27 protein-coding genes are annotated in these 24942 nt (G+C 44.2%); 25 read left to right on the top strand and 2 right to left on the bottom strand.

Translation table 11 applies throughout. The features are described from left to right. Nucleotides 1–6: 6 nt before the first annotated feature. Entirely contained in the window at nt 7–1479 is a 1473-nt protein-coding gene (locus ACFQZE_RS10910; RefSeq protein WP_379356672.1) for a sensor histidine kinase, read from the bottom strand. Between the two features lie 657 nt (nt 1480–2136). Between ACFQZE_RS10910 and ACFQZE_RS10905 the strand changes: the two genes are divergently transcribed. The 16 genes from ACFQZE_RS10905 (at nt 2137) to ACFQZE_RS10830 (ending at nt 15371) form a co-directional block, all read left to right on the top strand. Then, complete coding sequence (locus ACFQZE_RS10905; protein WP_379356670.1) at nt 2137–3003, top strand: hypothetical protein; 867 nt, start codon at nt 2137–2139, stop codon at nt 3001–3003. After that, nucleotides 3000–4172 carry an SAF domain-containing protein gene (locus tag ACFQZE_RS10900; protein WP_379356668.1) on the top strand — a complete coding sequence of 391 codons (1173 nt, stop codon included), beginning with the start codon at nt 3000–3002 and terminating at the stop codon, nt 4170–4172. The genes ACFQZE_RS10905 and ACFQZE_RS10900 overlap by 4 nt, the downstream gene beginning before the upstream one ends. After that, entirely contained in the window at nt 4172–4744 is a 573-nt protein-coding gene (locus ACFQZE_RS10895) for a hypothetical protein (RefSeq protein WP_379356666.1), read from the top strand. Before ACFQZE_RS10900 ends, ACFQZE_RS10895 begins: the two co-directional genes overlap by 1 nt. Beyond that, entirely contained in the window at nt 4741–5535 is a 795-nt protein-coding gene (locus ACFQZE_RS10890; RefSeq protein ID WP_379356664.1) for a CpaE/TadZ family protein, read from the top strand. Before ACFQZE_RS10895 ends, ACFQZE_RS10890 begins: the two co-directional genes overlap by 4 nt. Nucleotides 5536–5588: 53 nt before the next feature. Beyond that, nucleotides 5589–7418, top strand: coding sequence for a pilus assembly protein CpaF (locus ACFQZE_RS10885; RefSeq protein ID WP_379356662.1), 1830 nt, complete (start codon nt 5589–5591; stop codon nt 7416–7418). A 3-nt stretch (nt 7419–7421) separates the two neighbouring features. Further along, on the top strand, nt 7422–9422 hold the full coding sequence (locus ACFQZE_RS10880; protein ID WP_379356660.1) for a hypothetical protein: 2001 nt from the start codon (nt 7422–7424) through the stop codon (nt 9420–9422). Nucleotides 9423–9493: 71 nt separating this feature from the next. After that, nucleotides 9494–10078 (top strand): hypothetical protein, encoded by a 585-nt coding sequence (locus ACFQZE_RS10875; RefSeq protein WP_379356658.1) that lies wholly within the window; start codon nt 9494–9496, stop codon nt 10076–10078. Between the two features lie 89 nt (nt 10079–10167). Next, nucleotides 10168–10632 carry a hypothetical protein gene (locus ACFQZE_RS10870; RefSeq protein ID WP_379356656.1) on the top strand — a complete coding sequence of 155 codons (465 nt, stop codon included), beginning with the start codon at nt 10168–10170 and terminating at the stop codon, nt 10630–10632. Next, the gene (locus tag ACFQZE_RS10865; RefSeq protein WP_379356654.1) at nt 10625–11020 is read left to right on the top strand and encodes a hypothetical protein; all 396 of its coding nucleotides are present in this window, start codon (nt 10625–10627) and stop codon (nt 11018–11020) included. Before ACFQZE_RS10870 ends, ACFQZE_RS10865 begins: the two co-directional genes overlap by 8 nt. Further along, nucleotides 11017–11445: a hypothetical protein gene (locus ACFQZE_RS10860; RefSeq protein WP_379356652.1), complete on the top strand. Its 429-nt coding sequence runs from the start codon at nt 11017–11019 to the stop codon at nt 11443–11445. Before ACFQZE_RS10865 ends, ACFQZE_RS10860 begins: the two co-directional genes overlap by 4 nt. 12 nt (nt 11446–11457) lie before the next feature. Next, a complete protein-coding gene (locus tag ACFQZE_RS10855; RefSeq protein WP_379356650.1) occupies nt 11458–11904 on the top strand; it encodes a hypothetical protein in 447 nt (148 codons plus the stop codon). Nucleotides 11905–11911: 7 nt separating this feature from the next. Further along, nucleotides 11912–12904: a hypothetical protein gene (locus ACFQZE_RS10850; RefSeq protein ID WP_379356648.1), complete on the top strand. Its 993-nt coding sequence runs from the start codon at nt 11912–11914 to the stop codon at nt 12902–12904. 23 nt (nt 12905–12927) lie between these two features. After that, nucleotides 12928–13881, top strand: a complete 954-nt coding sequence (locus tag ACFQZE_RS10845) for a peptidoglycan DD-metalloendopeptidase family protein (RefSeq protein ID WP_379356646.1) — start codon at nt 12928–12930, stop codon at nt 13879–13881. Between the two features lie 20 nt (nt 13882–13901). After that, nucleotides 13902–14648, top strand: coding sequence for a hypothetical protein (locus ACFQZE_RS10840; protein WP_379356644.1), 747 nt, complete (start codon nt 13902–13904; stop codon nt 14646–14648). A 29-nt stretch (nt 14649–14677) separates the two neighbouring features. Continuing rightward, nucleotides 14678–15064 (top strand): hypothetical protein, encoded by a 387-nt coding sequence (locus ACFQZE_RS10835; protein WP_379356642.1) that lies wholly within the window; start codon nt 14678–14680, stop codon nt 15062–15064. Further along, entirely contained in the window at nt 15009–15371 is a 363-nt protein-coding gene (locus tag ACFQZE_RS10830; protein ID WP_379356640.1) for a hypothetical protein, read from the top strand. The genes ACFQZE_RS10835 and ACFQZE_RS10830 overlap by 56 nt, the downstream gene beginning before the upstream one ends. A gap of 1 nt (nt 15372) precedes the next feature. Here ACFQZE_RS10830 and ACFQZE_RS10825 read toward each other — a convergent pair whose 3' ends face one another. Further along, nucleotides 15373–15756, bottom strand: coding sequence for a hypothetical protein (locus ACFQZE_RS10825; RefSeq protein WP_379356638.1), 384 nt, complete (start codon nt 15754–15756; stop codon nt 15373–15375). Between the two features lie 63 nt (nt 15757–15819). On the opposite strand from ACFQZE_RS10825, the gene ACFQZE_RS10820 reads away from it, so the two are divergent. From ACFQZE_RS10820 to ACFQZE_RS10780, 9 genes are all read left to right on the top strand, one after another. Further along, nucleotides 15820–16311 (top strand): hypothetical protein, encoded by a 492-nt coding sequence (locus tag ACFQZE_RS10820; protein ID WP_379356636.1) that lies wholly within the window; start codon nt 15820–15822, stop codon nt 16309–16311. Nucleotides 16312–16313: 2 nt separating this feature from the next. Further along, nucleotides 16314–20924 (top strand): type VII secretion protein EssC, encoded by a 4611-nt coding sequence (gene essC, locus ACFQZE_RS10815; protein WP_379356634.1) that lies wholly within the window; start codon nt 16314–16316, stop codon nt 20922–20924. After that, the gene (locus ACFQZE_RS10810) at nt 20917–21168 is read left to right on the top strand and encodes a methyltransferase (protein WP_379356632.1); all 252 of its coding nucleotides are present in this window, start codon (nt 20917–20919) and stop codon (nt 21166–21168) included. Before essC ends, ACFQZE_RS10810 begins: the two co-directional genes overlap by 8 nt. A 28-nt stretch (nt 21169–21196) precedes the next feature. Further along, nucleotides 21197–21502, top strand: coding sequence for a WXG100 family type VII secretion target (locus ACFQZE_RS10805; protein ID WP_379356630.1), 306 nt, complete (start codon nt 21197–21199; stop codon nt 21500–21502). A gap of 15 nt (nt 21503–21517) precedes the next feature. After that, nucleotides 21518–21823: a pore-forming ESAT-6 family protein gene (locus tag ACFQZE_RS10800; protein ID WP_379356628.1), complete on the top strand. Its 306-nt coding sequence runs from the start codon at nt 21518–21520 to the stop codon at nt 21821–21823. An 83-nt stretch (nt 21824–21906) separates the two neighbouring features. Further along, the gene (locus ACFQZE_RS10795; RefSeq protein WP_379356626.1) at nt 21907–22245 is read left to right on the top strand and encodes a hypothetical protein; all 339 of its coding nucleotides are present in this window, start codon (nt 21907–21909) and stop codon (nt 22243–22245) included. A gap of 26 nt (nt 22246–22271) precedes the next feature. Then, nucleotides 22272–23381, top strand: coding sequence for a hypothetical protein (locus tag ACFQZE_RS10790; protein ID WP_379356624.1), 1110 nt, complete (start codon nt 22272–22274; stop codon nt 23379–23381). A 609-nt stretch (nt 23382–23990) separates the two neighbouring features. After that, complete coding sequence (locus ACFQZE_RS10785; protein WP_379356622.1) at nt 23991–24440, top strand: DUF5085 family protein; 450 nt, start codon at nt 23991–23993, stop codon at nt 24438–24440. A gap of 1 nt (nt 24441) precedes the next feature. Beyond that, on the top strand, nt 24442–24912 hold the full coding sequence (locus ACFQZE_RS10780; protein WP_379356620.1) for a DUF5085 family protein: 471 nt from the start codon (nt 24442–24444) through the stop codon (nt 24910–24912). Nucleotides 24913–24942: the final 30 nt, after the last annotated feature.

Here is a 24942-nt window from a genome sequence, read left to right as displayed (position 1 = left end):
TTGATCTCACCTATGCTCTACAAATTTTTTGAGTGTAAAATAAATGGTTGTCCCTTGACTGCCGCCGCTTTCCGCGCCAATTTCCCCGCCGTGCCCCTCCATAATCTGCTTCGCAATTGCAAGGCCGAGCCCGCTGCCGCTGGCCGTTCCGGTACGAGATTGATCCTCGCGATAGAAGCGCTCAAATATATAAGGCAGCGATTCAGGCTTGATGCCGGGACCGTTGTCCGATATTCGAACACGAAAGCCGCTTTCCAGCTCCTGAAGCTCGATTTCGATTTTTTTAGGGGCGGTTTTCATATATTTCAAGCAGTTATGGAGCAAATTAAACATAACACGTTTCAGCTTTTCGCGATCAGCCATCACATAGGCTGCGGAGTGAAAACCCGGACCCCATACGAGCTCGACGTCATTTTGCTCCAGCTCAATCGACATTTCCCCGGCAATATTCGTCAAAAATCCGGTCAGCTCCACCTGCTCAAAGGAGTAAGGCTCTTTGTTAAGGTCCAGCTTGGAATAGTATAACAACTCATCGACGAGTCTTTCCATATCGTTTGCTCTTGTATGAATCGCACCAACGTATTTATCGAGTTTTTCTTTTGTATTGGTAACTCCGTCGCGTATTCCCTCTGCGTAACCTTTAATCGTTGTAATTGGCGTTCTCAGATCGTGAGAAATGTTCGACAACAGCTGCTTGCGATTTTCCTCGTACTTTAGTTGAAGCTGAATCGATTGTTCCAGTTTGCCGCGCATGTCTTCAAAACTCATCACGAGCTGACCGACTTCGTCGCTGGATTCGGATTTCAGCTTGATGGACAAGTCCCCGTTTTTGATCCCTTCCGCAGATAGTTTGAGCCGCTCGAGAGGTTTTACAATTTTACGGGTTACATACCGGTAGAGAAGCAAGCTCGTCAGAAGCAAGATCGACAGAAATACGCCGATTAAAAGCGGCAGCAGTGTGCGTACCAGCTCCGCAAAAGGGCTTCGTTCCCTTAAAACGTATATGCTGCCTTTGTCCCCCGTTTCCGCGGAAAAGTAAAAATCGAATTTGGCATACGAAAAAAATCGGTTGCCTAAATTAAAAGTGTTACGGATGGAATAGTTGCCCATTTCATAGGGTGGAAGCAAGGTAGCGAGCGATTCCTGCTCCAAGGTGGGCGTAGCGTAGACGGTTTGTTCGTTTTCTCTCACGATGAGTCCGGCCTGAACCATTTTGAGCTGCCCATCATACTTTTCCAATAAATTGGTGTTGCGAAGCTGCTGTGGATCGTGTTTGGCCAAATACTTCATATCGAGAAAGATGCTTTCTTCTTCTTCCGACAAGGGATGAAGGGAATAATGAATCCGGTAAAAGCTACTGATGCTGCGGAAATCACCCGTAATGGCGACCGAAAGCAAATAAGCAGCTGAAATAAAGATGATAACGGAGACGATTACGACCGAAGCGAAAGAAAATAACAATCGAAATCGGATAGACATGCCGGTGTGGCTCCTTTCAGGTCGTCGAATAGCGGTAATTGGTATTGTCTGCAATCGAGAGGCTGGACATGTATGCGGTTCATCCAGTTGCTCTTATGAGCATTAATTTGAAATTGTAGTATAGATGCACCGAAATAATCAAGAGCCTTTTAGAAGGGGAATAGACAGGTAGGTCAAATGGCAGGGGGAGCTCGAAAAACATGCGGAAATAGTTGTGTAGCATTCCAAATTATGAAGGAAAAAAATTTCGGAAAACCGTCATATTTGGAAAAAAGGAGGAGGTTATTTCCAGAATTCACCGCCTATAGTCACCTAAATAGAGTCAGTAATATAGGATGTTAAGAGTTTTTTAAGAAAATTTAAGCTTTGTCGAGTTCGGATAAGCCGTTTAGGTTACTGGCTTTTGGCAAATTCCGGGGAGTCGTTTCCCATATTCAACCGTATTAAATGATCGAATAGTCCCGAATAATGTCAAAAAACATTTGAAACCATAGAATCATTATGATAATCTTTCATTAGGTAATATTTACAATAATAGGTTTAACAAGGACTATAAGAATCACTTTCCTGACTTTGCAGGAGACACACATAGAGGAGAGTAGTGGAATATGGCTAGGGTCTATTGGACTATCTAGTTCATCCACTTTAGGTAAATATATGTCTATCGAATCAGAAAAACGATCATTCTTCAAAAAAATTGCCATTGTTTTAGCCATCATTATAGCCATAGCCGCCGTGCTCGCTGGAGTGTTTGGAAAAGGAATCAGCGGCTGGCTTAAGGGCAACTCGGCATCCTCAAATGGCGATCCCCAAGTAAATATCACGCAATTAAAAACCCAATATATTTCCAGTTTAACCAATAAAATATATGATAAAATCACTCAAAACATAGAGTCAACTGAGCCTAGCTTATCAAATAGCATGAAAAGCAGCATCGAATCGTGGCTCGATTCGACAATAGATTCGACTATTATATCAGAATCTGTCGAAAATGGAAATTTAATGCCCCGGATTTTTATCTCTTCCGGTAAGCCCGACTCTTCTAGCAACCTGTCCAAGGGGGATACGGTTCTAGACCATGAAATTCAAGCATTTGGTTTCCAGACAAAAGATGAGAATTGGTGGATTCGATTAAGGTTTCCTGTAATCGGACAATCCGAATCCGGCGCCATGCATGAGCAAGAACTAGCTGATTTCGCTGTTCAAGGGAACCGCTTGCTGGACCGTTTTATGAAAATAAAAACATACTCCGTTTCCAAACACGAGTTTATAAAAGATAGCGCATTGATTCAACCGGCCAGCATTGGAGTTGGAATTGAAAAATCGATTCCCTATACGTACAATGCAACGCTGGAGCAAAGCGCAATCTATTTGGAGACCCTTCAATTAAGCGGCTGGAAAATGCAGTCGTTGAAGCCGGGGGCGTTTTATTTAGATTTTTATTTGGCACGATCCGGTGAAAATGCAAGAGTCATTATTTTAGACGGCAGTTTAAAGGTATTTAATTGGGGGACGCAAAAATGAATATCGAATGGAACTGGAAAACAATCGTAATTATTGCTTCTGTTGTCATTCTGTTTGTCGGCACAAATATCGGCCAATATTTTGTTATTTGGAAGCCTAAGATGAATGACATGAAAGTAGCATATGAGCAGGAGATTGCCGGTTTAAATGAAACGATTGAAAGAATCGGCCCGATCGTTCAAGTTTGGGCGATTAAAGACGATGCCAAAGATTTGTTCGCTGGCGGAGTCATTAAAGAGGAAGACTTGCTGTTGAGAGAGTTGCCGGAATCGTTTGTGACGCAAAGTCTTGTCATTAACCCCGAAACGATTATCGGGAAGTATTATCGCATTAATATGCTTCCGGGTACGCTGTTGTCGACGGATATGGTTATGGAAGATCCGATTGACGATACAGTGAGGCTTTATGACATAGTGGCGAACGTTATCCCGATCGGTCTTAAAGTTGGGGATTATATCGATTTCCGGATTGTATATCCGTTCGGCGAGGACTATATTGTTCTTTCCCGTAAAAGAGTCGAGGCTATTAACGATAAAGTAATCAAGTTGAAAATGAGCGAACTTGAAATTCATTATTATCAAGCGTCTCTAGTTGATCACTTCTTAAACTCCAATAAAGGGTCGCAATTGTATATGACCAAATATTTGGAACCAGGCATTCAGAAAGCAGCTACTCCTTATTATTCTGTACCTGAAAATATATTGTCGATTATGAAATCAAATCCGAACATTACAGAGGTCATTAACGGACAAAACGATACGTGGAGAAAAATTATTGATTCCGGTACCGCTAATGTATCTAAAGAACAAGGACAGGAGATTGTCCAAGGGCGTAATGATGTTCAAAGTGCAGCGGATGCCGGTAAAACGAAGTTTGAGACTGCTGAAAAAGAGAAACAAGATAAAGCAGCTCAAGAAGCAGCTTTAAATCCAGTCCCGCCTCCTGCAGTTCCAACCGATCCGAACGCTGGTTCAGGTGCAACTGGCGGAAGCCAAGGCTCGACCGGATCCAATGGATCAACCGGGTCGGGCACGGGGACTTCCGGCGGAGGCAGCAGCTCAGGCAGTTCGGGAACGACAGCTCCTGAAACAGGCGGTACTACAGGAGGCGGAGATGCTTCGCTCCCAGGAAATCCGCTATTAGAAGTTGAGAAAGGTGTCGTGGAGTAATGCAAATAGGCGTATACGGTTATACAGATAAGCGCCCTATCATATACGCGTTGATGAAATTGCTTCAAGCGACGGGCGATGTGCTTCTATTAAGCAACAATAGACACTACAAACGATTGTTGGAAGACGGAGAGTCGCAAGGCCATATGGCCAACATTATGATCGCGATTTCCGATGCGACTCCCGACGAAATCTTTCAAGAAATTGGTTACACCCCGGACGATTTTGAACATGTCATTTTCGACATTCAAGATACGATACCGGATGATCTCACTCATGTGATTTATGTTAAAACGTATAGACCTAGCGAGGACGAGTTGGCTTTTCTCGATTTGCTAGGCGAGTATAAGGTTTTTAAATTAACATACGACGGCAGAAAAGAAAAAGACGCAGTGAATATCATCCCTTCACCTAAGCTATGGAAGGCTATGGAAGATTTTGAGTTTTTCCGGGTTTTAAATCCGTTACCATCGGCTGATTTGAACAAAGGGCTTGCCGCTATGCTGGCTCCTTCCCTTAACCTATCGATGAAGTCGGCATTTACGTTGCTTAATAGGAAGTGGTCGAGATGAAAATATCAGTAATATCGCCGGATAGGAGACAAGGCGGAACGACCATTAGCATATTGCTTGCTATCGCATTGGCGCAAACGCAAAATTATACGACTTGTTTAACCTACTCGGGTAACAACAGCAACTCCATCTCGGGTGCGCTCGGCATTAAGTCGATCGAGGATAAAACGAGAAGTTTGACCCAAGTGATTAAGCTGCTAGAGGCAAACGCGATCTCTGGCGACGACATTTTGGATTATTGCATTCAGGTGCCCGGAGTGCCTAACTTGCAAATTATTGAGACGGCTTCCGATACGATTACAGATGAGGAAAATGCAAAGCTTCTGAAATTCGTTTTGGGCAGCTTGAATCATCAAATCGTCATAACGGATGTGACAACAGAAATTTACGAGGAAATTACGGATTCCGTTATTGAAAGCTCCGATTTGATCGTTATGGTGCTAACCCAGTCCAGAGAAATTAAAGAAAAGCTGCGCAAATGGGAAGCGGCCAAAATTATGGGGAAGCTGAACAAAAAAGGGCTTGTCTTTATCGTCAATCAGTATGACCCTTACGTCGAAGCGTTCCGCGACACAAGCAAAAATATGAAGCTGAAGCATTCCCGTTGCGCGAAAATTTCGTACAACCCGTTTATTAAAAAGACGAGCAATATCGGCAAACTTCAAACCATTTTGCCTTACATCCTAAACAGAGATCCGAGAGTTATGGAGTTAAATAATGATTTGAAAGAATGTTTAAGCGTGGTTCTTGCCAATCTAGGAAAACGAGTGGTATGGGCGTCACAAAGATAAAAAAGCGGAGGAACAAAGGTTCTTCTCGCCCGGTGGATTGGAGGGATTAAAGCTTGAAATTAAATACTCTTCTTATAGTGCTTACCCTTCTTGGTATCCTCATCTTTGTGGGAGTTCTTTATTGGAGATCAAAGCGCGAGCGCCCGGACGTCGAGCAATCCGACAAGCTGACGGTGGACAAGCTGCTGGAAATCGTCAAGTACAGCCTGGCGGACTTAATTAAGGACGAAAACTTTACAGGCCTGGCGGATGAAGAGTTTGAATCCATGTACAAACGGAAGGCCAGAATTCAAGATGCTATGCAAAATTGCGTATATGGCATCGATTCGGCGAAATTGATTGTACAAGACTTGATCCGAAGTATTTTGGCGGAACAGATGAAGACCGAAGAAGAGATTTTGCAAGTGTACGATTTTCGGGCCAACTATTTGGAGCCTCGTATCAAATTTGAAATTCTCATGTACTATTACAAAAAATCTTACGGCAAAGATGCTTTGGCAGAGATGATTACGGAATACAAACTCGCCAGAGAAAGATACGAGATCGAGGATAAGTCGCAGCCTTCCTATCTCATTAGCGAAGAAGATATCGATACCATTTATGCCGAAAAAAATTTCGACATCGATTATAACGTCATGCTGGATATGATGGTCATTATGATCTACCAACGGTATAAGGGCTTCGGTGTAGTCGATACGCTTCGCGAGATGAACATAAACGGATTTAACTGCGGTACATCAGGTTCAATTCTGAGCGCGCTGCTCAATAAAGATATGAAAATTATGAAAGCTCCGCGATCCGTTTGGCTTTATTTTAACGGTAAGTATATTCACCTACGCTTTCTAAGCTTCAACACCGAGGAAGAACTGAGACGAGTTGTTCAACTGCTGTGCCGGTACAACAATCCCGGTCCATTGACGGAAAAACGGGGATATATGGTTAACACGATGTACGACAAGTCACGGGTACTCGCGATGAGGCCGCCGGCTGCCGAATATTGGGCCGTGTTCGTCCGGAAGTTTACACTAAGCGATTCATCGCTTCCGGCTCTAATCGACAAACCGTATGTCAACCAAGCGTATCTCGCTATCGATCTGGTGAAGTATTTGATGATGGGGCAAGTCACTTGCGGCTTTACAGGCCGGCAAGGTGCCGGTAAAACGGTCATGATGACCGCGGCGGTCAAATATATCGATCCCAGATATACGCTTCGCGTATTGGAGATGGCGCCGGAGATGTATTTGCGGGAGCTGTATCCGGAACGAAATATTCTTTCCGTTCAAGAAACGCAATACGTATCCGCTGCTGAGCTTCAGGATGCTTTGAAAAAATCCGACGCCGCCGTATCCATCGTAGGCGAGGTTGCAACGGACAGCATTGCGGCTCGAATGATTCAGATGGGCCAAGTAGCCTCCATCTTCACCATCTTTTCCCATCACGCGAATCAGGCAGAGCAGCTTGTATATGCGATTCGAAACTCGCTCGTTAATGCGGGTGGCTTTACGGGTAATATGATTACGGCCGAACAGCAGGTTATCGACGTTATCCGCGTCGACATCCACCTTAACTATACAACGGATGGACGAAGGTACATCGAGCGTATTTCGGAAATTATCCGGCTGGACATTAGTGTGCCGTACCCGGATTACGACAAAAGCGATCCGCTGCATTCCATGAATGAAATTACAAAGGAATACTACAACCGCAGTACAGACCGTAAGTCGTTTATGACTAGAGATATTTTGAAATACAACTTGGAAACGAACACTTACGAAACGTATGACTGGTTTTCGACAGAGCTCACCCAGAAGATGCTCGACGTTATGCCGCTGGATAAAATGCAGGATTTCAAAAAATTTATTCTGGATAACTGGAGGCTGTAAATCGTGCTGTTTCTCATTATAGGAATACTCCTGACAGCAATTACGGCCGTTACGATGATTGTCGTTTCCGATAAGAAAAAGGCAAAGCATCGAAAAGGAAACCAGCGCAAAAAACAGAGCCTGCTTTCATTATCGAGCTATTTTAGAATCAGTCATTTCCTTGATGAGTTCTTTTTGACGAGAGGCGCTTACCGGAAAGTAAAAGAGCGGGTAGCGATGCTCTCCGTCTACTCGCCGCAGGAAATTAAAGTGTTTTCGGTACAGGTTTATGCGACGGCTACACTTTCTGCCATTGCGCTTGTTGTCGCCGGTGCAGTCATCTTCCGGGATTTATTTTCAACTTTGCTGGTTGTTTTATATGCGTTCGTTATGAATACGGTATTGGTCAGCAAACAAATCGACCATGTCCATTTCAAATTGCTGAAGCAGTTGTCCGCCGCTCTATCATCGATTAGGCAAAACTATTTGCGGCTAAACTCCATTCCGCAAGCCATTGCCGAAGCAGATACGGGATCGGAGCTGCATCGGGCGTTCGAAGAAATTTACAACATTTTAACGGACCCTGGCGGCAAGTCCAGACTGAATGAATTTTATGCAACCACGCCATTTAGGCTGCTTAGTACGTTAGCCGGCGTTTGCTATATTTTGAACAACTCCGGAGACACGAAGCTGCAAAACGGCTCCTCGAACTTTTTACAGGCGATGGGCATGATGGCAGATGAAGTGAATTTGGAGATTAGACGGATTTCGCTGCAAAAGGCGAGATTCGGCAGCTTGGAATATTTGCCGATAGCGCCATTGTTTGCGATTGGGGTCATCGAGACCTTTTTTACAAACATCATTCCCGGTACGTCGGTCATCTACAATGGTCCAATTGGTTATATTTCCAGAGCAGTCATTTTGTTAGCCTCCATTATAGGTTACACAGTGATTGTTAAAGTGAACAGCGCGGTTTCGGTTAGCAAGGATGACCGTAATCCGTTTGTCCTGTATTTGCTCCGACAGCCGTGGTATGGACGCATTGTAAAGGATGTCATGCCTAAGAAGTTATTTAAAAAAGCGAAAAAAATGCGTTTGGTCAAAGGCGCGCTCAGCGCCACGGATCTTAAACATTTGTACGCAAGTAAAGTTTTGTTTTCGTTCATGGCTTTTGCTTTAACGATAGGCTGTATGTTTTTTGCGGTTAATCTCGGCAAGCAATTTATCCGTGAGAACGTTCGCGAGGTTTCTCTCGTGGGCGGCGAGAAGCTGGAAGAGGATGATATTAAAATCCGCCAGCAGATGGATGATAAATATTTGTCTATGCCGAAGCTTCCAACAGAAAACCATACCAAACAGTATGTAGAAGCGATGCTTCCAAAGCTGCAAGCCTTTGACCAAGAAGCGCAAGTAAAACGGTTACAAGAGAAATACAAGAGTTACTATAACACGTATTTCAAATGGTGGATGATCCTAATTGCCTTTGCCGTTTCCGCAATCTGCTACTTTATTCCCGAAATGATGCTAAGAGCAAGGGCATGGATGCTGAAGACGGAAAGTGAAGAGGACGTTCTGCAATTGCAGACGATCATCTCGATTTTGATGAATACCTCTGCGGATACGCTAGAGACTTTATATTGGCTTGAAAAGCAAAGCCGGGTGCACAAAAACGCCATTTTGGATGCGTATCATGAATATGCGTCCGACCCGGATTTAGCTCTTAACCGAATGAAGGCAAAGGCGGTCCTGTCCGGATTCAAAAGAATGGTCGACAAGCTCATTCTGACGATTCATCAGATTACGCTAGCAGAAGCATTCAGCGATTTAGTGACGGAGAGGGATCATGTGATGCGAATTCGCGAAATATCGCAGAACGCCACATTGAACAAAAAGCGGGCTTATGTCAGTCCTTTGTCCATGGCACCGCTCGTCATGACTGCAATCCTCTATATTTTAGTACCGCTTGGTATTTTGGGCTTTAAAGAGTTTATGACGGCATTGTCTCATGTAGGCACGACTACATAAGACTGTCCTTAACCATGGATTAAGCCAAAAGGCTTGATTATAAAAAACTATTAATAGGGAGTGAGTAAACAATGGAAGGCGAACTGGGATCTGGCGCACGAATAGCCATCGCACTAATTGTAATCGGGGTAATTATTTCTATCATCTTTGTCATCTTGGGATTTACGAGAGGGACAACTAACCAAGGTATCGCAACAGTTTCGAACTCCATGGACTCCATGTCTTTGGCGCAATTTGATGATTATGACCAAAAGGTTTTATCTGGAACTCAAGTTTTATCCGCTCTTAAGCTGTTTGACGGCCGTCCGGTGGCACTTGTAGTTAGAACACAAAAGTTGACTGGGGCAACTCTCTCGGATATGGATGGAAATGGAACGGGACATAACTATGGTGCTTTGCTAAATGGAGTTGTTGCATCTTCTACAACAACGCCTGTGACTGGGGCACTAACTAGAAATGGAACGGATTCATTCTATACGAGTGACTTAAATATTGACGCAACTACTAAGATGCCGGTTGTAAATCCGCAAACTTTGGTTACAACTCAGGCTGGAAGCGCGACATATGTTCGTCCAACAGCAAGATTTACTGCGGAGCTAATTCGAGATACAACGGATACCATTGTTGGCATCGCTTTTACTCAGAGACCTAACTAGTCGTTAAGCAAGTAGGTTAACTAGACCTATGCCTCTTCGCATAGGTCTAGCAATTCATCTTTAATACGCTGTAGAAGTGGGGGCTTTTTATGAATGAGTGGCCAGCGGCGGTCTGGGCGAGCGTAAGCGCAATGATGGCGGCACTCGTATTGTCTACGATCTTTTTGCTCGGGTCATTCGCAAGGGAAGCCGTCCAGATTCAGCAAGTGGATGACAATGCAATCGCTATTGTTAAAGATTATCGCCAATACAGTCATTATGACGGTACATATAATTTAGTATCCGCAGATGTCATTAATGCGATTTCTCAATTTAATGGGTTTCCCGAAATCTGGGTGGATATTTACTTAGGTACAGGTGAAGATTTTTATGTGTGGAAAGATCTGGGTGGAAGTGATGACACTCCGAAAGAGCTTTTTTCAACTGCTTTTTTATCCGAGTTTTTTAAAGATTATGCTTTAGCAAGATACAGTGCCCATTTGGAGAGGGATGGCAATGGCGTTGTAAGTAAGATCATTTTCTACAGATGGGGGGATGTCCCTAACAATGGATAATGAACTTAGTAACGGTATACACATTGCGATCAACTTGATGGTGATCTCTGTTGTTATTGGAATTATATTACTCTTTACTTCGTTAGGCCAAAGTTTTGGAAGAGGTGCCATTGATGGAGTAGCTGATATTCAAACAGCTAGCTTTGCCACCGATTTGCAGGAGATTGAAGCTTACGGCCCTATTCCTGCAGCTTCTGCTTATGTGCTGCTGCAACGAAATGAAGCGGTTGTTGAAAAAATAATTGGACATCCATATCACCTTTCTTTTGTAAAAAATAATCCGAGTCCCTTACTTCATTTAATGGATAAAAAAGTTAAATTTAAAGTGACAGAATCTAACGGACTTTATACGGTTGAGATTAGGGAGGAAGGGGCAATAGACCCTTGAATGAGGCCGATGACGCTTTCGATATGATTATTATGATTATGACAGTGGCCGTATTTGTACCTATTATGATTTATTGCTCTATTCCCTTCTTCAAAGGTGAAGTCGGCGGGTTTAATGTACAGATAGAAAAGACGGCTATGGAAACGCAGCGCGAGCTCATTGTTGAAGAAGAAAGACCTTTAAACACACATGATGTGTTGCTCATGCTGGCGGTGGCGGACCGATTTACTCCGGGGCCAAGCCGCGTAAATATGAATGTTCATGGTTCGCTGGACATGCCGATCGATGAATCTTTCCTGCTTGATAAAGCAGCGTATATTCAACTGGCGAAGCAAGCGATGCCGAATAAAATAAATGTTGATATGAAGCTTTATGCCGGTCCAACCGGCGTAATGTATTGGAACGTCACCCAGCGGCAGCCTTAGGAGGTAAGAGCAATGACTGACATCATTAATAAAATTTTAGGCGTACTCATTGCGTTTGCCATTCTTGTAGGCGGTCCGCTCGTGATTACCGCTTTGAACAAAGATTTAACGATGAGTAGAAGCGTAATGAACGAAATGACCAATTTTATCGATAAAGTGACCGACAATGGAAGGCTGTCGTCTCAAGATTTAGCATCGTTTTACACAAGCATTTCTTCGCATGGCGTACCGATGGATGCGACCGTTACCCGTTATATGAAAGTCGTTTATCCAGAAGGAGCGGGAACTAGAGCCGCTTATATGATTGTAGACGACAATACGGTATGGAATCCGGGAGATATTATTCAAGTCAAGGTACAAGCCGTTGATTATTCCGGCGCACAGCGGCTGCAAAACAGGCTGCTTAGATTAACTCCTCCAAAGTTTGATCAAACGATGGCCGGTATGATTAGAAAGTAGGTGCGAAATGGGAAAAAGTTTAGGGATCGTCAATCTCATATCTGTCCTTTTTTTCGCCGCTTTGCTAGTCGGCTATATGAACTACATTACTAAAGAAAGAGATGAAGTTGAGCGTTTGAAGCTTTCTTATGCGATCGACTTTGCCTCCGATGCTGGAACGGAAGCGATGCTTGGAACGTCCGACATGGATATGGATTATACGAAAGAGAAATATTTTAGCGTAAATCCAGATTTGGCGCTCGATACGTTTCTGGAAGTGTTTTGTTTAAACTACGGTCTCTTTCCGGATGAAAAAAACAAAGCTTCCATTATGGATTATATTCCGGTAGCGGCGGTAGCAGGCTACGATGGCTACTATATTGCCTCCCATCAAGTGCTTCGCACTTCTAGCGGCATCTATCCGGGTACCAATTATAAAGATTCAGAATGGGGTTTAACGTTTGAAATGAAACGTCCCTATCACCACTTTAGCGGGGGCGTAGATTACGCTTTAAATATGGGGTTGACCGATCCCATAGCTTTAACGGGGAATCAATTGTATAGACATGAGGGCATGCCTCCAAATGAAGCTGGGACGGCGATTATGACCAAAACGGAAACCAAAGCTTTAATTAACAAGACGATCTCTGGCGAAATGGCTAGACGTATTGAACAAACCAATGAAAGCAACCCAAACTGGAAACATCAATTTTTTATTCCGGAACAGCTAACGACCCTTAGCGGTGTTAACCCGATTGAGGGGCCAAGCTTTCTAGTCTTAGTCCAAAATATAAAAATGAATACAACGAGACCCATCAGCGGGTTTAGCGTAGCTGGCACATCGGTTGAGATGAGGCGAATGGTAGCCGGTTATGTACGCGACGGAGTCAAGTATTATACATACGCCGATAATTTGCCTGCTGGAAATGTGGCGGACGAGATGTTTTATAGTGTAAATGAAGCAGCCAATATGGGCTATTTCCCTGACATTGCTTATCTCGAATCGAAAAAGCCTTACTAGAAGGAAGCGAAGGAGTGAGACAGATGAACAAAAAAATAGCGATGATCCTTCTTCTGCTTCTGCTGATGCCTTCTACGCTGGCAGCTGCTGAAGATGCGTCGGTGTTGTTTAAAAAATATAATCTTCCCGCCTTCGATCCGCTAGAAGAGGCCATTAAGCTGCAAATTTTAGAAGAAGAGTACGTGGAAGTATCCACAAAAGTGAACACCAATACGATGCTTGAAGCCGCCATGGTCCTTCATGAGGATCAGCGAAAAAATGCATTCAAGCGAATCGATACCGATATTTACGAGCTGACTGATGAGCTGACGGCTATAGAGGGGCAAATGGGCGAAAGCCATATGCAGGAAGTATCTTACATTATGGAGCTGGATACCCGTTACCGGGAAACGATGCAAAAGCTGGATGAGAAGCAGCAAGAGAGAAAGGAATGGACCGATCAGCAAAAGGAAGTTGGGATTTTGAGTCCCGACGAGGCAAAAAAGGATCGCCAAAAACTTGAATCTCTAAGTCCAAAGATAGAGCAGCAAAAACAAAACTATGAAAAAGCGGTGGCTTGTCCTGTATTGGGGGATGTCACCACATTCTCATCGCCGCTGGAAATTCCGGTTCAGCTTACTTCTCCATACGGGGAGCGGCTCGATCCTATTACACTAGATGCAGTCACCTTCCATCACGGAATGGACATGTATGCGCCAGAAGGAACTTTAGTTTTATCGGCTTTTAATGGAGTGGTGGAAGAGGCGTCTACCGCGGAAGAATTAGGCAATTACGTCATTGTGGATCATGGCTGCGGAATTAAAACGTTGTACGGACATTTGGAAAGCTATGATGTGGCCGCAGGAGATCAAGTGACACAGTATCAAAGCATCGCAAGGTCGGGCAACACCGGCTCGCGGACAACAGGGCCGCATTTGCACTTTGCGGTTTATATTAACGGCAAATCAGTGGATCCAGCTGTGTTTGTCCCTTATTAACGAATTAGGAGTGAGAGGTTATGCTGGTTGTCTCCAAGGAACGTTATTTGCCGGTTACGGTCAATACGCTGGTGCTTAGCGCAAATGAAACGTATTTTTACATCCATCGAGATGTATATGATCAGGCCATTATTTTATCGGACCGATACGATACTTTGGCCGAGCTGGCGGAATTGGTTGGCGGGTACGATCATAACGACGATACGGTTCAATGGTTTTATGAGCAGGCGCCCAAACCTCTTCATAGTTTAGCTCCTTTCCTAGCGTTAATTGATGGACGAATTGAGCCGGATATAGAGTTGTGCTGCGGGGTATTGCATGTTATCACTTCACTTATAAATGCCAGACATTTTGTGCGCAAGCCGTTAGAAGTAAGGAAAAGCGTATCGTTTTCCCTATCAATTAAAGAGGAATATGAAATGGCTTGGGATCGCTTTTTTGTTACAGCGCTCCCCTACGAGCAGCGCAATTCCTGGTACGGTATGCAGCCTATGTTTGTACCAAATGCACCATTAGCGAATGTCGCGGTTGAGGTCCAGCAGAAGCAGTCAAACGCACAGGCGGTACAGTCGGAAACACAGCCGGTTGCCTCTATACCGCAGGCAGCTACCCAAACAGCTGGATTGTCCCTTGCTTCTCCTGATGCGACAACGCTGCTGGAAGGTTTTTCTTATCGAAAGGAAGAGGAAGAAGAGGCTCCTGTATCGGCAAAGCTGGCCTCTACCAACGCGGAACGAAAAGCGATAAAAAACTTGTTGTCTTTATAAATTTAAAAAAGAGCGGGAGTGAAGACAAGATGCGTATCGAGACGGAAATGCTTGAGGAAGAAACGATGGATCAAGCCACCGAGAATCATGAAGAAGAAATCGTGGAAGAGGGTCAAGTAGACGAGATTCAGCAATCGATGTCTGCCCTTGTTCAAGAATTGAATGCACTGCAAGAGCTGACGTCGAGAATGAAAACCGTCTACGCCTCGGCAGCCGCCAAAAATGACTTAACTTTCATCAATATTATTGAAGAAAGATATGAGGATGTGCTCGCGATGCTGCAACGGCTCGCCTCCAGAGCCGAAGATGAGCTGAACCGAATGGTAGACGAAGAGGAAGTCGATGAGGGAGGTTTGGAAAATGGGCGGGAAGAACCATCTCTTGGATCCGGCTTTGCTCAGCGGGCTGTATCGTGAAAGCCAACAATTTAATGAGCAGGCTGAAATCCGAATGAAGGCCATTCATAAAGAGCTAAACGGACTTAACGACGCCTTAATCCGCAAAGGAAAGTTGGATTATGAGCTAGGCGACCTCACTAGAGAGGATGTGCTGGAGCTCATTGGTGAAGCAACGTCTCTGAAAGAAGCTTTGGAGAGTACACAAGCTTTTGTAGAGTCCAGACTTTCCGACGCGGTTTTGATGGAAAAGGAAATGAAAAGCGGGCGGTCTCAGCTAGCAGCGACTATTGAAGGGCTGCCAGCGGAAGTCTTTTTAAAGAAATAGATTAAGTCGTGAGATAGCTGAACAAAAAAAGGGTCAGCAATGTACATGCCAGCAAGACGCCCACAATTGCGGTCCATGTAGCGGCAAATCGCCGAGAAGCTTTTTTCTCGCGAAGCTCGTAATCGGCTAAGGTGTCATTCATCGGGACGGATAAATCCGGTTTAAAGTCGCCGCATACCGCAGTCAGCAGGTTGAACTCTTCTTCTTCTGTTAAGTCTCGAACTTGAACATGAGGCGGATTTACGAAATGAACGGTTTGCTTCACTTGGTCTTTTATTATGCCGAGTCCATTCTCGCATTCATAGTAGGTGAATGAACCGACGGCAATATGCTCCGATCCGAATTTTGCTGAAAAGTGATAAGGAGTTACTTCATTCGTTTTCACAGCGTACAGCTCTCCTTTGAATCTTTCATCGAAGAATGACTAACATGCAAAGCGGTGGATAAAGTGTTGCTTATTCTATTTCTACTATTGATTTTTGCTGCACTATTCGTTGTCATCTATGCTTTAGCCCGGCAGCAAAAGAGCAAGCCAGAATTGCCAAAGGTAGATTACCCGTTTGATTATATCGGGCTGATCGCTTTTGTTGAAAAAGCGGACGATGCCTATATTTTAACACACGCTACGTTGGACATCATGCCTTTTAGCAAATTTGCTTCGAGCAAAGCCAGCAACGAGTTGATCGAGTTTTTATACCGAAATCCTCCCAAAATGTTCGGTTCCAAAAAGCATCGAAAAAGAAGCTGGGAAGTTGAATCTTACAAGGGAGATTCTATTTTTTTAAAAAAGACGATCACCCATCGGCAGGTAAAGGTGAAGCGCGGCATAAAAATCAAACTCGGCGACGATTTGACGGAATATTGGGAGATCGCTGTCAGGCCAAACGGATTTAGAGTAGAAGCTGTTCAGTCAGACAGCGATTTTGAGAAAGAGGTGTAGTCATGCAGCTATCATTGCTTAAGGAAAATGTGCTATATACTTGTGTGCTGCCTGAAAAACAGAAGGGCCAGTATTGGGTCACGCAAATTAATGATGAAGGTTTTGAAGAAAGAGTTATCGGCGTGGAGGGGATGGAAGGGAAATGGATTTTAAAATCCAACAAACATGCCGTTCTCATCGATCAAAATCATTTGCGAATTAAAGAGCTTGTTTTGGAGCCAATGGCTTTCTACGGTCTTACGCTTAACCGAACCAGCGAGCGGGCTTGGCTTTATTCGGAGCCTGTAACCGACGATAGAAAACAATTCGTCAAGCTGCAGCTTCCGGCGGAAGGAAAGCTTGTCATCGGGCGCGCGGCTGTCTGTGACATGTGTTACTCCAACCTGTACACTTCGTCGAAGCATGCGGAGCTTATTATTGAGCCTAACCAGCTTATGATTCAAGATTTAGGTAGTTCCAACGGCACTTTTGTTAATGGGACGCGCGTTCAACATAAGATTCTGGTTCCGGGCGACATCATTTATATTATGGGACTAAAAATCATTGTGGGCAGAGGGTTCATCTCCGTCAACAATCCGGATGGACAGCTTTCGTACAATCGATCGATGCTGTACCCGTTTTCGAAACAGTCGGTTATAAACAACGACGAAGACGATGCTTGGGACGACGAGGTGGAAATTGATTATTTCTACCGTTCTCCAAGGTTTAAGCGCGATGCGGAGCGGGCCGAGTTCAAAATCGACAATCCTCCGTCGCTCGGCAATCAGGAGCCCACTCCGTTGATGCTCATGCTCGGTCCTTCCATTACGATGGCGATGGCATCCTTGTTTATGGGATTTTTTACGGTGCAAAATGCATTGCAAAGCACGGGCAATATTTCAAGAGCGCTGCCTGCTGTTGTCATGTCGATATCGATGCTGCTGGGAGCCATTATGTGGCCTTTATTGACACGGAAGCATGAGACCAAAAAGCGGGAAGAACGAGAGAAGCTTCGCCAAGAGAAATATAAGCAGTATTTAGAAGAGATGAATGAAAAAATAGTGCTGGAATGCGAGCATCAAAGCGAGATTTTGCGTGAAAACCATACGGCGCTCGATTATACGCTTAACCGTATCCGTCACCGCCAGCGCAATTTGTGGGAGAGAACGTACGGACAGGATGACTTCCTGAAAGTGAGATTAGGCATTGGGACATTGCCTCTTAATGCGGATATCAGTGCACAAGCAGAGGCTTTTTCAATTGAAGAAGACAACTTGATGGATGAAATGCGCGAGCTTGCGGATACGCCAAAAATGCTGGAAAAGGTGCCGGTCACCTTGTCGCTCGTTGAAGATCGGATTTCAGGTATTATTGGCACTCGCAACAGCGTCATTGATTTGACTAAAGGTTTAATTTTGCAGCTTGCCTCTCTGCACAGCTATGACGAGCTGAAATTTGTATTTATTTATGACCGCAAGGAGCAGCCGGTTTGGGATTTTGTCAGATGGCTGCCTCATGTATGGAATACAGAGCCGGGAATTCGCTTTATCGCTACCCAGCCGAATGAAATGAAAGAGATGTCCGTCTTTTTGGAAAAGGAAATGAGCAGGCGGGAGGCCGCGCAATCCGAAAGTCTTGATGATTTGGGTCCTTACTACATTATTTTCGCTATGAATAAGGATTTGGCGACCAGAACGGAATTGCTGGCATCGATATACAAGCACAAAAGCAATCTTGGTGTAAGCGTCGTTCATTTGTACGACGAACTGATGAACTTGCCTAAGGAATGCTCCATTGTTGTAGAGGCTGACCGGAACTTGTCTAAAATCTACGACAGGGACGATATAACAGGGCAGTTTGTAGGATTCCAGCCGGATTTCTATTTAAAGCAGGACGAGAGAGAACTGGCTGTTAATTTAGCCAATCTCAAGCTTCTATCAGCGGATGCCAACTTTGCGCTTCCTAATATGATGACTTTCCTTGATATGTTCGGAGTCGGCAAAATTGAGCATCTTAATGCTCTGACCCGCTGGAAAGAAAACGATCCGACCATATCGCTGGAAGCCGCTATTGGCGTCGATCCGACAGGAGAACTGTTCAAGCTGGATTTGCATGAAAAGTATCACGGTCCGCACGGCCTTGTGGCGGGTATGACCGGTTCCGGCAAATCGGAATTCATTATGACTTATATTCTTTCTTTGGCCGTTAACTACCACCCTGATGAAGTCGCTTTTATTCTCATTGACTATAAAGGCGGCGGCATGGCGAATGCATTTACGCATTTGCCTCACCTCGCGGGAACGATTACGAACTTGGACGGCGCCGCCGTCAAGCGTTCGCTTGTATCGATCCAGAGTGAGCTGAAACGACGCCAGGCGGTCTTTAGCGAAGCGAGCAAGAAGCTTGGGACAAGCAATATTGATATTTATAAATATCAAAAGTTTTATCGTGAAGGTCTAGTCAGCGAGCCGCTGCAGCATTTGTTTATGATTTCCGACGAGTTTGCGGAGCTGAAAACGCAGCAGCCGGAATTTATGGAGCAGCTCATTAGTGCCGCGCGGATCGGCCGAAGCTTGGGTGTCCATTTGATTTTGGCTACGCAAAAGCCTGCGGGCGTCGTCGACGACCAGATTTGGAGCAATAGCAAATTCAGAGTCTGTCTCAAAGTTCAAGAAAAAGCGGACAGTATGGATATGATTAAACGGCCTGATGCTGCGGAACTGACTATTACCGGCCGCTATTACGTTCAAGTCGGCTTTAACGAGTTGTTTGAACTTGGGCAATCCGCATGGGCAGGGGCGCCTTATCATCCGTCGGATCGCGTTGAGAAACATAAAGACGAAAGTGTCGTCATTATCGACAATTTGGGACGGCCTTTGAAACAGATGAAAGCCGACAGACGAAAATCGGTCTCGGCCAATCCTCCTAAACAAATTGATGAAATCAACAAATATTTGGCCGAAATTGCCAAGGAGGAAGGAATTAAGGTGAAGCCATTATGGCTGGATCCGATTCCGGAGTTCATTTTTGTAGATAATTTAAATACCAAATACGGGGTGTCAAAGCCAAAGCCGTATTGGCTGAATCCAACGATTGGCGAAGTGGACGATCCCGCTCGTCAGCGTCAAATCCGGATGACTCTGCCGCTCAGCGAAGAAGGCAATGTCGTCGTATACGGTTCGGCGGGCAACGGAAAAACCACTTTCTTAACGTCACTCATTTATTCCTTGATGATCGAGCATACACCGGAGGAAGTTAATATTTATGTGCTGGACTTAGGCTCCGAGACGTTAAAAGCATTTTCGAAATCACCGCATGTCGGCGATGTTTTGCTTGCTCATGATGTCGAGAAGACGAACAACCTGTTTAAGATGCTCTATGCAGAAGTAGAGAGAAGGAAAAAGCTGTTTTCGGATCACGGCGGCGACTATCATTCTTATATTCGCTCAGGTCAGCCGGGTATCGAGTCCATTGTGGTCATGATTCACAACTACGCGGCGTTTGTAGAGACGTTTGAGGATAAGGAAGATGCAGTAGCTTATCTGACCCGCGAAGGCGTCAAATACGGAATTTACTTTATTTTGACAGCGCTCAGCACGAATGCGGTTAGGTTCCGTATTTTGCAAAACTTTAAGCAGCTGCTGGTTCTTCAATTAAATGATTCCTCCGATTATTCGGGAGTTCTTGGCAATACGGATGGTGTGTTCCCTTCGAAATTGAAAGGCAGAGGCATTATGAAAACGGACAGTATCTACGAATTCCAAATCGCCCATGTCTTTAAAGAGGTGGAGCAGACGCTCGAAAAAGTACGGGATTTCTGCAGCAAGAGTGCAAAGAACTGGAAAGGTTCGACCGCCAAGCGGATTCCGATTTTGCCGGACAAGATTGATGCCGCCTATTTGGAGCAAGAAACTTGGCAGAAGGATTGGAACGTCATTCCGGTCGGGGTGGAGAAGAACAGTTTGAAACTTGCAACCTATTCTTTCGATCGCTATATCAATTTGGTAGCGTCCAATAGCAACGAGAATGCGGGCTTTGTGCAAGGGGTGGCGGAGATATTGGCCGCTTATTCGGAAGCGCAAGTTATGGTCATTGACCCCAACAGCCAGTTCGAGGCAGATGCTTATAAGAGATACGAATACATGAGCGATGAAAGACAGCTTGACAATGTGGTTGGGGAATTGTTCAGCATTCTGGTCAGCCGCAACAACAGCTACAAGGATGCCAAAGAGGCGAACCTGTCTACGCCGGAGTTCCCTAAATTGATTTGCGTCATTCACTCCTTATCGAGCTTATTCTCTTTTGTTTCTGACGATACGAAAGAGAAGCTTAAAATATTGCTTGAAAAGGGCAGCATTGCCTATAATGTCATCTTTATTGTTAGCGATGCCGCAGCTTCCTTGTCCAACTTCTCTTACGATAACTGGTTTAAAGCGCATGCCTCCGTTAATGATTGCATTTGGACAGGATCTGGCTTTACGGATCAATACCTGCTCAAGGCAAACAAGACAACTAATGATTTGTATGCGGACATTGGCGATTCGTTTGGCTACGTTCTCGTAAAAGGAAAACCGACACTGGTGAAGCTGGTTTCTTCAACAGTCGCCGAATTGGAGGTTGAACTGGTTGGATAAGTATTTAATCGAGGTTTATATCCCGGTGTTGAGCCGGAGCTACGATGTGTATATTCCGGCGCTGACCAAGCTTTATGAAATTGAAGCTTTGCTGGCAGCCGCAATTGCCGAATTATCCGATGGCTACTTTACCGCGAGGCCCGATACCGTATTATGCGATACGGCTAGCGGAATGCTGCTGGATATTAACAAATCGGCTCTGGAGTTAGGTTTGCAAAACGGCTCCAGGCTGATGTTAATATAAATAATTTATTTGAGAGGAGAAATAAAAAATGGCTACAAAAAAGATTGTGGTTGACCCTACGATGCTGACTAATGCATCTAAAAGTATTACATCTGTTGCTGGAGAATACGTGCAGACGTACAATTCATTATTCACGGAAGTTGACAACATGGGTAGAAGTTGGAAAGGTCAAGATAACACTGACTTCGTCGCTCATATCGGAGGATTCAAAAAAGATTTCGAGGATATGAAACTGGCATTGGATGACTACGCAAAATTTTTAAGTGAAACTTCGAAAAGATATGCTGACGCGCAAAGTGAAATTGCTGCTGCTGCAAAAAAATTAACTAATTAAAAGGAGGTAATAACTATGTCAAATGGAACTCCAATTGAAATATCGACAGCAGAGGTCAGAGGTGCAGCCGATAAAATCGTCACCATTAATACGCAGCTTAAGGATAAATTCGATAAAATCATCAAAGAAATGAATGCTCTTGAAAACACTTGGAAAAGTGAAGCGGCATCCACAATTAAAGAGAAATTTTCGAATTTCACTCCGCGCTTCAATGAGTATCAAGAGGTTGTAAAGTCTTATGCTGATTTTCTTAAAGCAGTAGCAGAGCGATATGAGGGCGAAGAAGACGCAATCAAATCTTATGCGAATCAATTCAAGTAAGTGATCACTCAGCGGCAGATCGGGGACTTTAGTGCCCCGATTTGCTTTATCCATTATTAATGAAGGAAGACGGTGATTTTGAGATGGGAATCAATGTTTCGGCAGCGAGGTCTCAGGCAAGCAGCATTAGCGGATATGCCGCCGATTTGCGTGGAGTTAAGATGGGGCTGATGCAATATAAGACGGAAATTAATCAGAACTGGAAATCTACCGAGGTGCAGTACGTTAATCAGGCACTAGACCAAATTGTGAATGAACTGACGTCGATCTCCTCCGAGCTGGATTCACTCAGCAGCGATATTGTCACAACTGCCGAAGACATTAAACGGGAAGAGGATGCGGAAGCCGCAAGACAAGCGGCAGCTGCAGAGGCGGCGCGGCAAGCTGCGATGGCCAGATCGGGCAGACCGGGCATTCGATAACAATAGGGAAGGAGAGTAGATCTCGTATGACGACTACGACTAGCATTAATTTCAATGGCGGCATCGTCCAGACGTTAAATTTGGGGTTGAAAAAAAATATTTTGAAGGTGGATAACAACCGACAATATTTATCATCAACTCAGTCTAGCGTTGATTATCGCATTGCGTCTAGAAGGAATATCGGAGCGCGGTTACACAGTTCGGCTTCCAAAGTAAATGCGGTTCATTCCCGGCTAAAATCGGTGAACCTTGTTGTCGATCAGGCAATAGCGAAATATGAAACTGCGGAGAGTGAATCTAACCGATTTGCTGCCAATATTGGCAAAATCATAGCTTCTCTAGGTGTAATAGAAGATGTATATAGTTTCTTGAATAAAATTGATTCAGAAAAGATGTTGAGGATAAGCAAAGACTTACGATTTCACATGTTCGAAATTAATGGGAATACCTATATAAAAATTGTCGGAGCGAGCGTCACCAGACCAGGTGATTATATAAATTATCGCAATATACTGACTCAAGGCTTAGGGCATTATGACAGATGGAATAAAAACTTTGTTCGAAAATTAGCTGGGGCTGGAGTCTTGATTCACGACGGTACCCGTTATACGCAATATAAAAATAAACTGAAGGGTACCAATTTTCCAGGATTAGATAAAGCCATGGAGAGGCTTCAATATAATAGATGGAAAAGTGCAGGAACGACCCTCGTGAAAGAATTAAACCCTTTGACAGATTATACAGGTTGGAAAGGTGCTACGAATTTAACTAAATTCAGCAAGGGACTAGGCATTTTTGGTACGCTCGTAACGGTCGGGGCTAATGTATTTGATCCAGAGCTTTCAGGACGGCAAAAAGTGGTAAATAGTGTAGTGGACATTGCGAGTGGAACAGCTGCTATGGCTGTAGGTGCCGCTGCCGGTTCGTTCATTTTGCCTCCTTTAGGTACGGTTGTGGGAGCGGGTGTCGGACTTGCAGTCAACGCCGCTATTAACTGGCCTGTTCCTTTCTTGGATGGAAAAAGCGTGGTTGATTATACAAAAGAAAAGGTAAATAAGTTGGTTGATGAAGGAATAGACAATTTGAAGGATGTTGCTAACAACATAGGCAACACACTAGATAAAATTTTTTGGTAGTAGGGTGGATGAATGGATAGAATCGATTTGGGCGAGATGCGAATTCGAAGCTTGAGACATCGTATGTATAGGTTTTCAGATCGTAGTTATTTGACTGACCTTCCGCTTATGCTCCTCATTTTAAACATCATTATTGGGGGTATCGGCATAACAGGCAGTTTAGACGGCTAAGTTCTTTGCATACGATAACATACACGGCTTTTTATTTGTTCAGCCCGCTTTTTTTGTTTCATCTTCTTTTGTCGCTGCTGATCTTGTTCCCTATTCGTTGCACTCCTGGTAAAAGGGGCTCAATATCTGCTCTTGTTTTGTGCACCGTTATTTTTCCGTTTGCCGTTATTGAAACTGCGCCTATCATCGGAACAATTATCTCCGCTATGATTACTTACTTTCTATTGAAATGGATTAGCCGGTACGTTATTTTGGTTTTTGGGTTTTTAGGATTGGGAACATATAATTTGTTTGGTTGCGTCATTCGTTTTCTGGTTTAAATTCGACGTCATCAGTCGCTTAAGAAGAATGAAAAAGAAAAAGTCGGAATTTTAAAGAGGATCTATAGTTAAAGATCGAAAAAATGAACTCGTTTCTTCAAAAAAAGGAGAATAAATTGTGAAAATTAAACGTTGCCCGATTATGTTCAATAATGTGATTAGCGCCAAAATAACGACTCAAACGGATCAATGGCATGAAGGAGCCCAAGGGATTAGAAATGCAATTATTCGCAATGGCTTATATGGAACAGGCCCCGTTATGTATCAAGTAGGCGATGCAGATCCCGAAACGAACAAAGCGGACTTTACGTTTTATATACCGGTTAGCGAGCCCGTTGAAATGAAGCCAAACGACGAATATACCTTTGAAGAGAATTGGGTTATTCCAGATGCTCTTATTCTTAGGCATGCCGATTTGGACGAGGATATTGCGGAGTCATATGCACTGATTCGGGCTTGCGCGGAAGCCAATAGCTTGACGCTGGCAGAGCCCTTTTACAATATTTACTTGGATGTATTCGGCGGCGGAGTGATCGATATTTGCGCACCGATTCAAAAGGAGGATTAATATGGTTTTATTGGGCGATTCCATTCGATATACAAATGTCATCTCGAAACGGTACCGCTACCATTACAGCGATACCAACGATGTTATGGAAAGCTTTTTGAACGATGTGGGAGATACAAAAGCGACAATTAAAGGGCCGCTATTTTATTCGATCAACAACCTCCCGATGGATGAGATGGTCAATGCGGAGTTTTTTATGCCTGTCTATGAAAACCAAGTAGAAACTCGGGAAAATATGTATTTCCATAGCTACTATAACATTGAAGATATGATTACATTTTGTATCCATGATCAGTTCGAAACGGCAACGGAAGAAGCTTATGGCGCTTTAATGCATTATATGGATCAAAACGGGCTGCAGCAGGTGACGCCTATTTTTCATATCATTTCCGGCGATCGTTCATTGGCCTATGTGAATATCAAAATCGGAATCGCTCCGGAAGAAAAAGAAGAGCTTGTATGGCGGGATTAGAACGAACAACTTAGAACGAACAACCAAGAA

It is taken from the genome of Paenibacillus sp. GCM10027627, from assembly GCF_042675505.1.
Taxonomy (GTDB): domain Bacteria; phylum Bacillota; class Bacilli; order Paenibacillales; family Paenibacillaceae; genus Pristimantibacillus.
This window is presented reverse-complemented; position numbering and strand designations above follow the sequence as displayed.

What these genes read in the sequence shown, in the direction of transcription:
- ACFQZE_RS10865 (WP_379356654.1), top strand. Translation starts at nt 10,625, where the DNA reads ATGGATAATGAACTTAGTAACGGTATACACATTGCGATCAACTTGATG.
- ACFQZE_RS10835 (WP_379356642.1), top strand. Translation starts at nt 14,678, where the DNA reads ATGCGTATCGAGACGGAAATGCTTGAGGAAGAAACGATGGATCAAGCC.
- ACFQZE_RS10795 (WP_379356626.1), top strand. Translation starts at nt 21,907, where the DNA reads ATGGGAATCAATGTTTCGGCAGCGAGGTCTCAGGCAAGCAGCATTAGC.
- ACFQZE_RS10780 (WP_379356620.1), top strand. Translation starts at nt 24,442, where the DNA reads ATGGTTTTATTGGGCGATTCCATTCGATATACAAATGTCATCTCGAAA.
- ACFQZE_RS10855 (WP_379356650.1), top strand. Translation starts at nt 11,458, where the DNA reads ATGACTGACATCATTAATAAAATTTTAGGCGTACTCATTGCGTTTGCC.
- ACFQZE_RS10850 (WP_379356648.1), top strand. Translation starts at nt 11,912, where the DNA reads ATGGGAAAAAGTTTAGGGATCGTCAATCTCATATCTGTCCTTTTTTTC.
- ACFQZE_RS10840 (WP_379356644.1), top strand. Translation starts at nt 13,902, where the DNA reads ATGCTGGTTGTCTCCAAGGAACGTTATTTGCCGGTTACGGTCAATACG.
- ACFQZE_RS10910 (WP_379356672.1), bottom strand. Translation starts at nt 1,479, where the DNA reads ATGTCTATCCGATTTCGATTGTTATTTTCTTTCGCTTCGGTCGTAATC.
- ACFQZE_RS10800 (WP_379356628.1), top strand. Translation starts at nt 21,518, where the DNA reads ATGTCAAATGGAACTCCAATTGAAATATCGACAGCAGAGGTCAGAGGT.
- ACFQZE_RS10875 (WP_379356658.1), top strand. Translation starts at nt 9,494, where the DNA reads ATGGAAGGCGAACTGGGATCTGGCGCACGAATAGCCATCGCACTAATT.
- ACFQZE_RS10790 (WP_379356624.1), top strand. Translation starts at nt 22,272, where the DNA reads ATGACGACTACGACTAGCATTAATTTCAATGGCGGCATCGTCCAGACG.
- essC (WP_379356634.1), top strand. Translation starts at nt 16,314, where the DNA reads ATGCAGCTATCATTGCTTAAGGAAAATGTGCTATATACTTGTGTGCTG.
- ACFQZE_RS10805 (WP_379356630.1), top strand. Translation starts at nt 21,197, where the DNA reads ATGGCTACAAAAAAGATTGTGGTTGACCCTACGATGCTGACTAATGCA.
- ACFQZE_RS10900 (WP_379356668.1), top strand. Translation starts at nt 3,000, where the DNA reads ATGAATATCGAATGGAACTGGAAAACAATCGTAATTATTGCTTCTGTT.
- ACFQZE_RS10870 (WP_379356656.1), top strand. Translation starts at nt 10,168, where the DNA reads ATGAATGAGTGGCCAGCGGCGGTCTGGGCGAGCGTAAGCGCAATGATG.
- ACFQZE_RS10890 (WP_379356664.1), top strand. Translation starts at nt 4,741, where the DNA reads ATGAAAATATCAGTAATATCGCCGGATAGGAGACAAGGCGGAACGACC.
- ACFQZE_RS10845 (WP_379356646.1), top strand. Translation starts at nt 12,928, where the DNA reads ATGAACAAAAAAATAGCGATGATCCTTCTTCTGCTTCTGCTGATGCCT.
- ACFQZE_RS10895 (WP_379356666.1), top strand. Translation starts at nt 4,172, where the DNA reads ATGCAAATAGGCGTATACGGTTATACAGATAAGCGCCCTATCATATAC.
- ACFQZE_RS10905 (WP_379356670.1), top strand. Translation starts at nt 2,137, where the DNA reads ATGTCTATCGAATCAGAAAAACGATCATTCTTCAAAAAAATTGCCATT.
- ACFQZE_RS10830 (WP_379356640.1), top strand. Translation starts at nt 15,009, where the DNA reads ATGGGCGGGAAGAACCATCTCTTGGATCCGGCTTTGCTCAGCGGGCTG.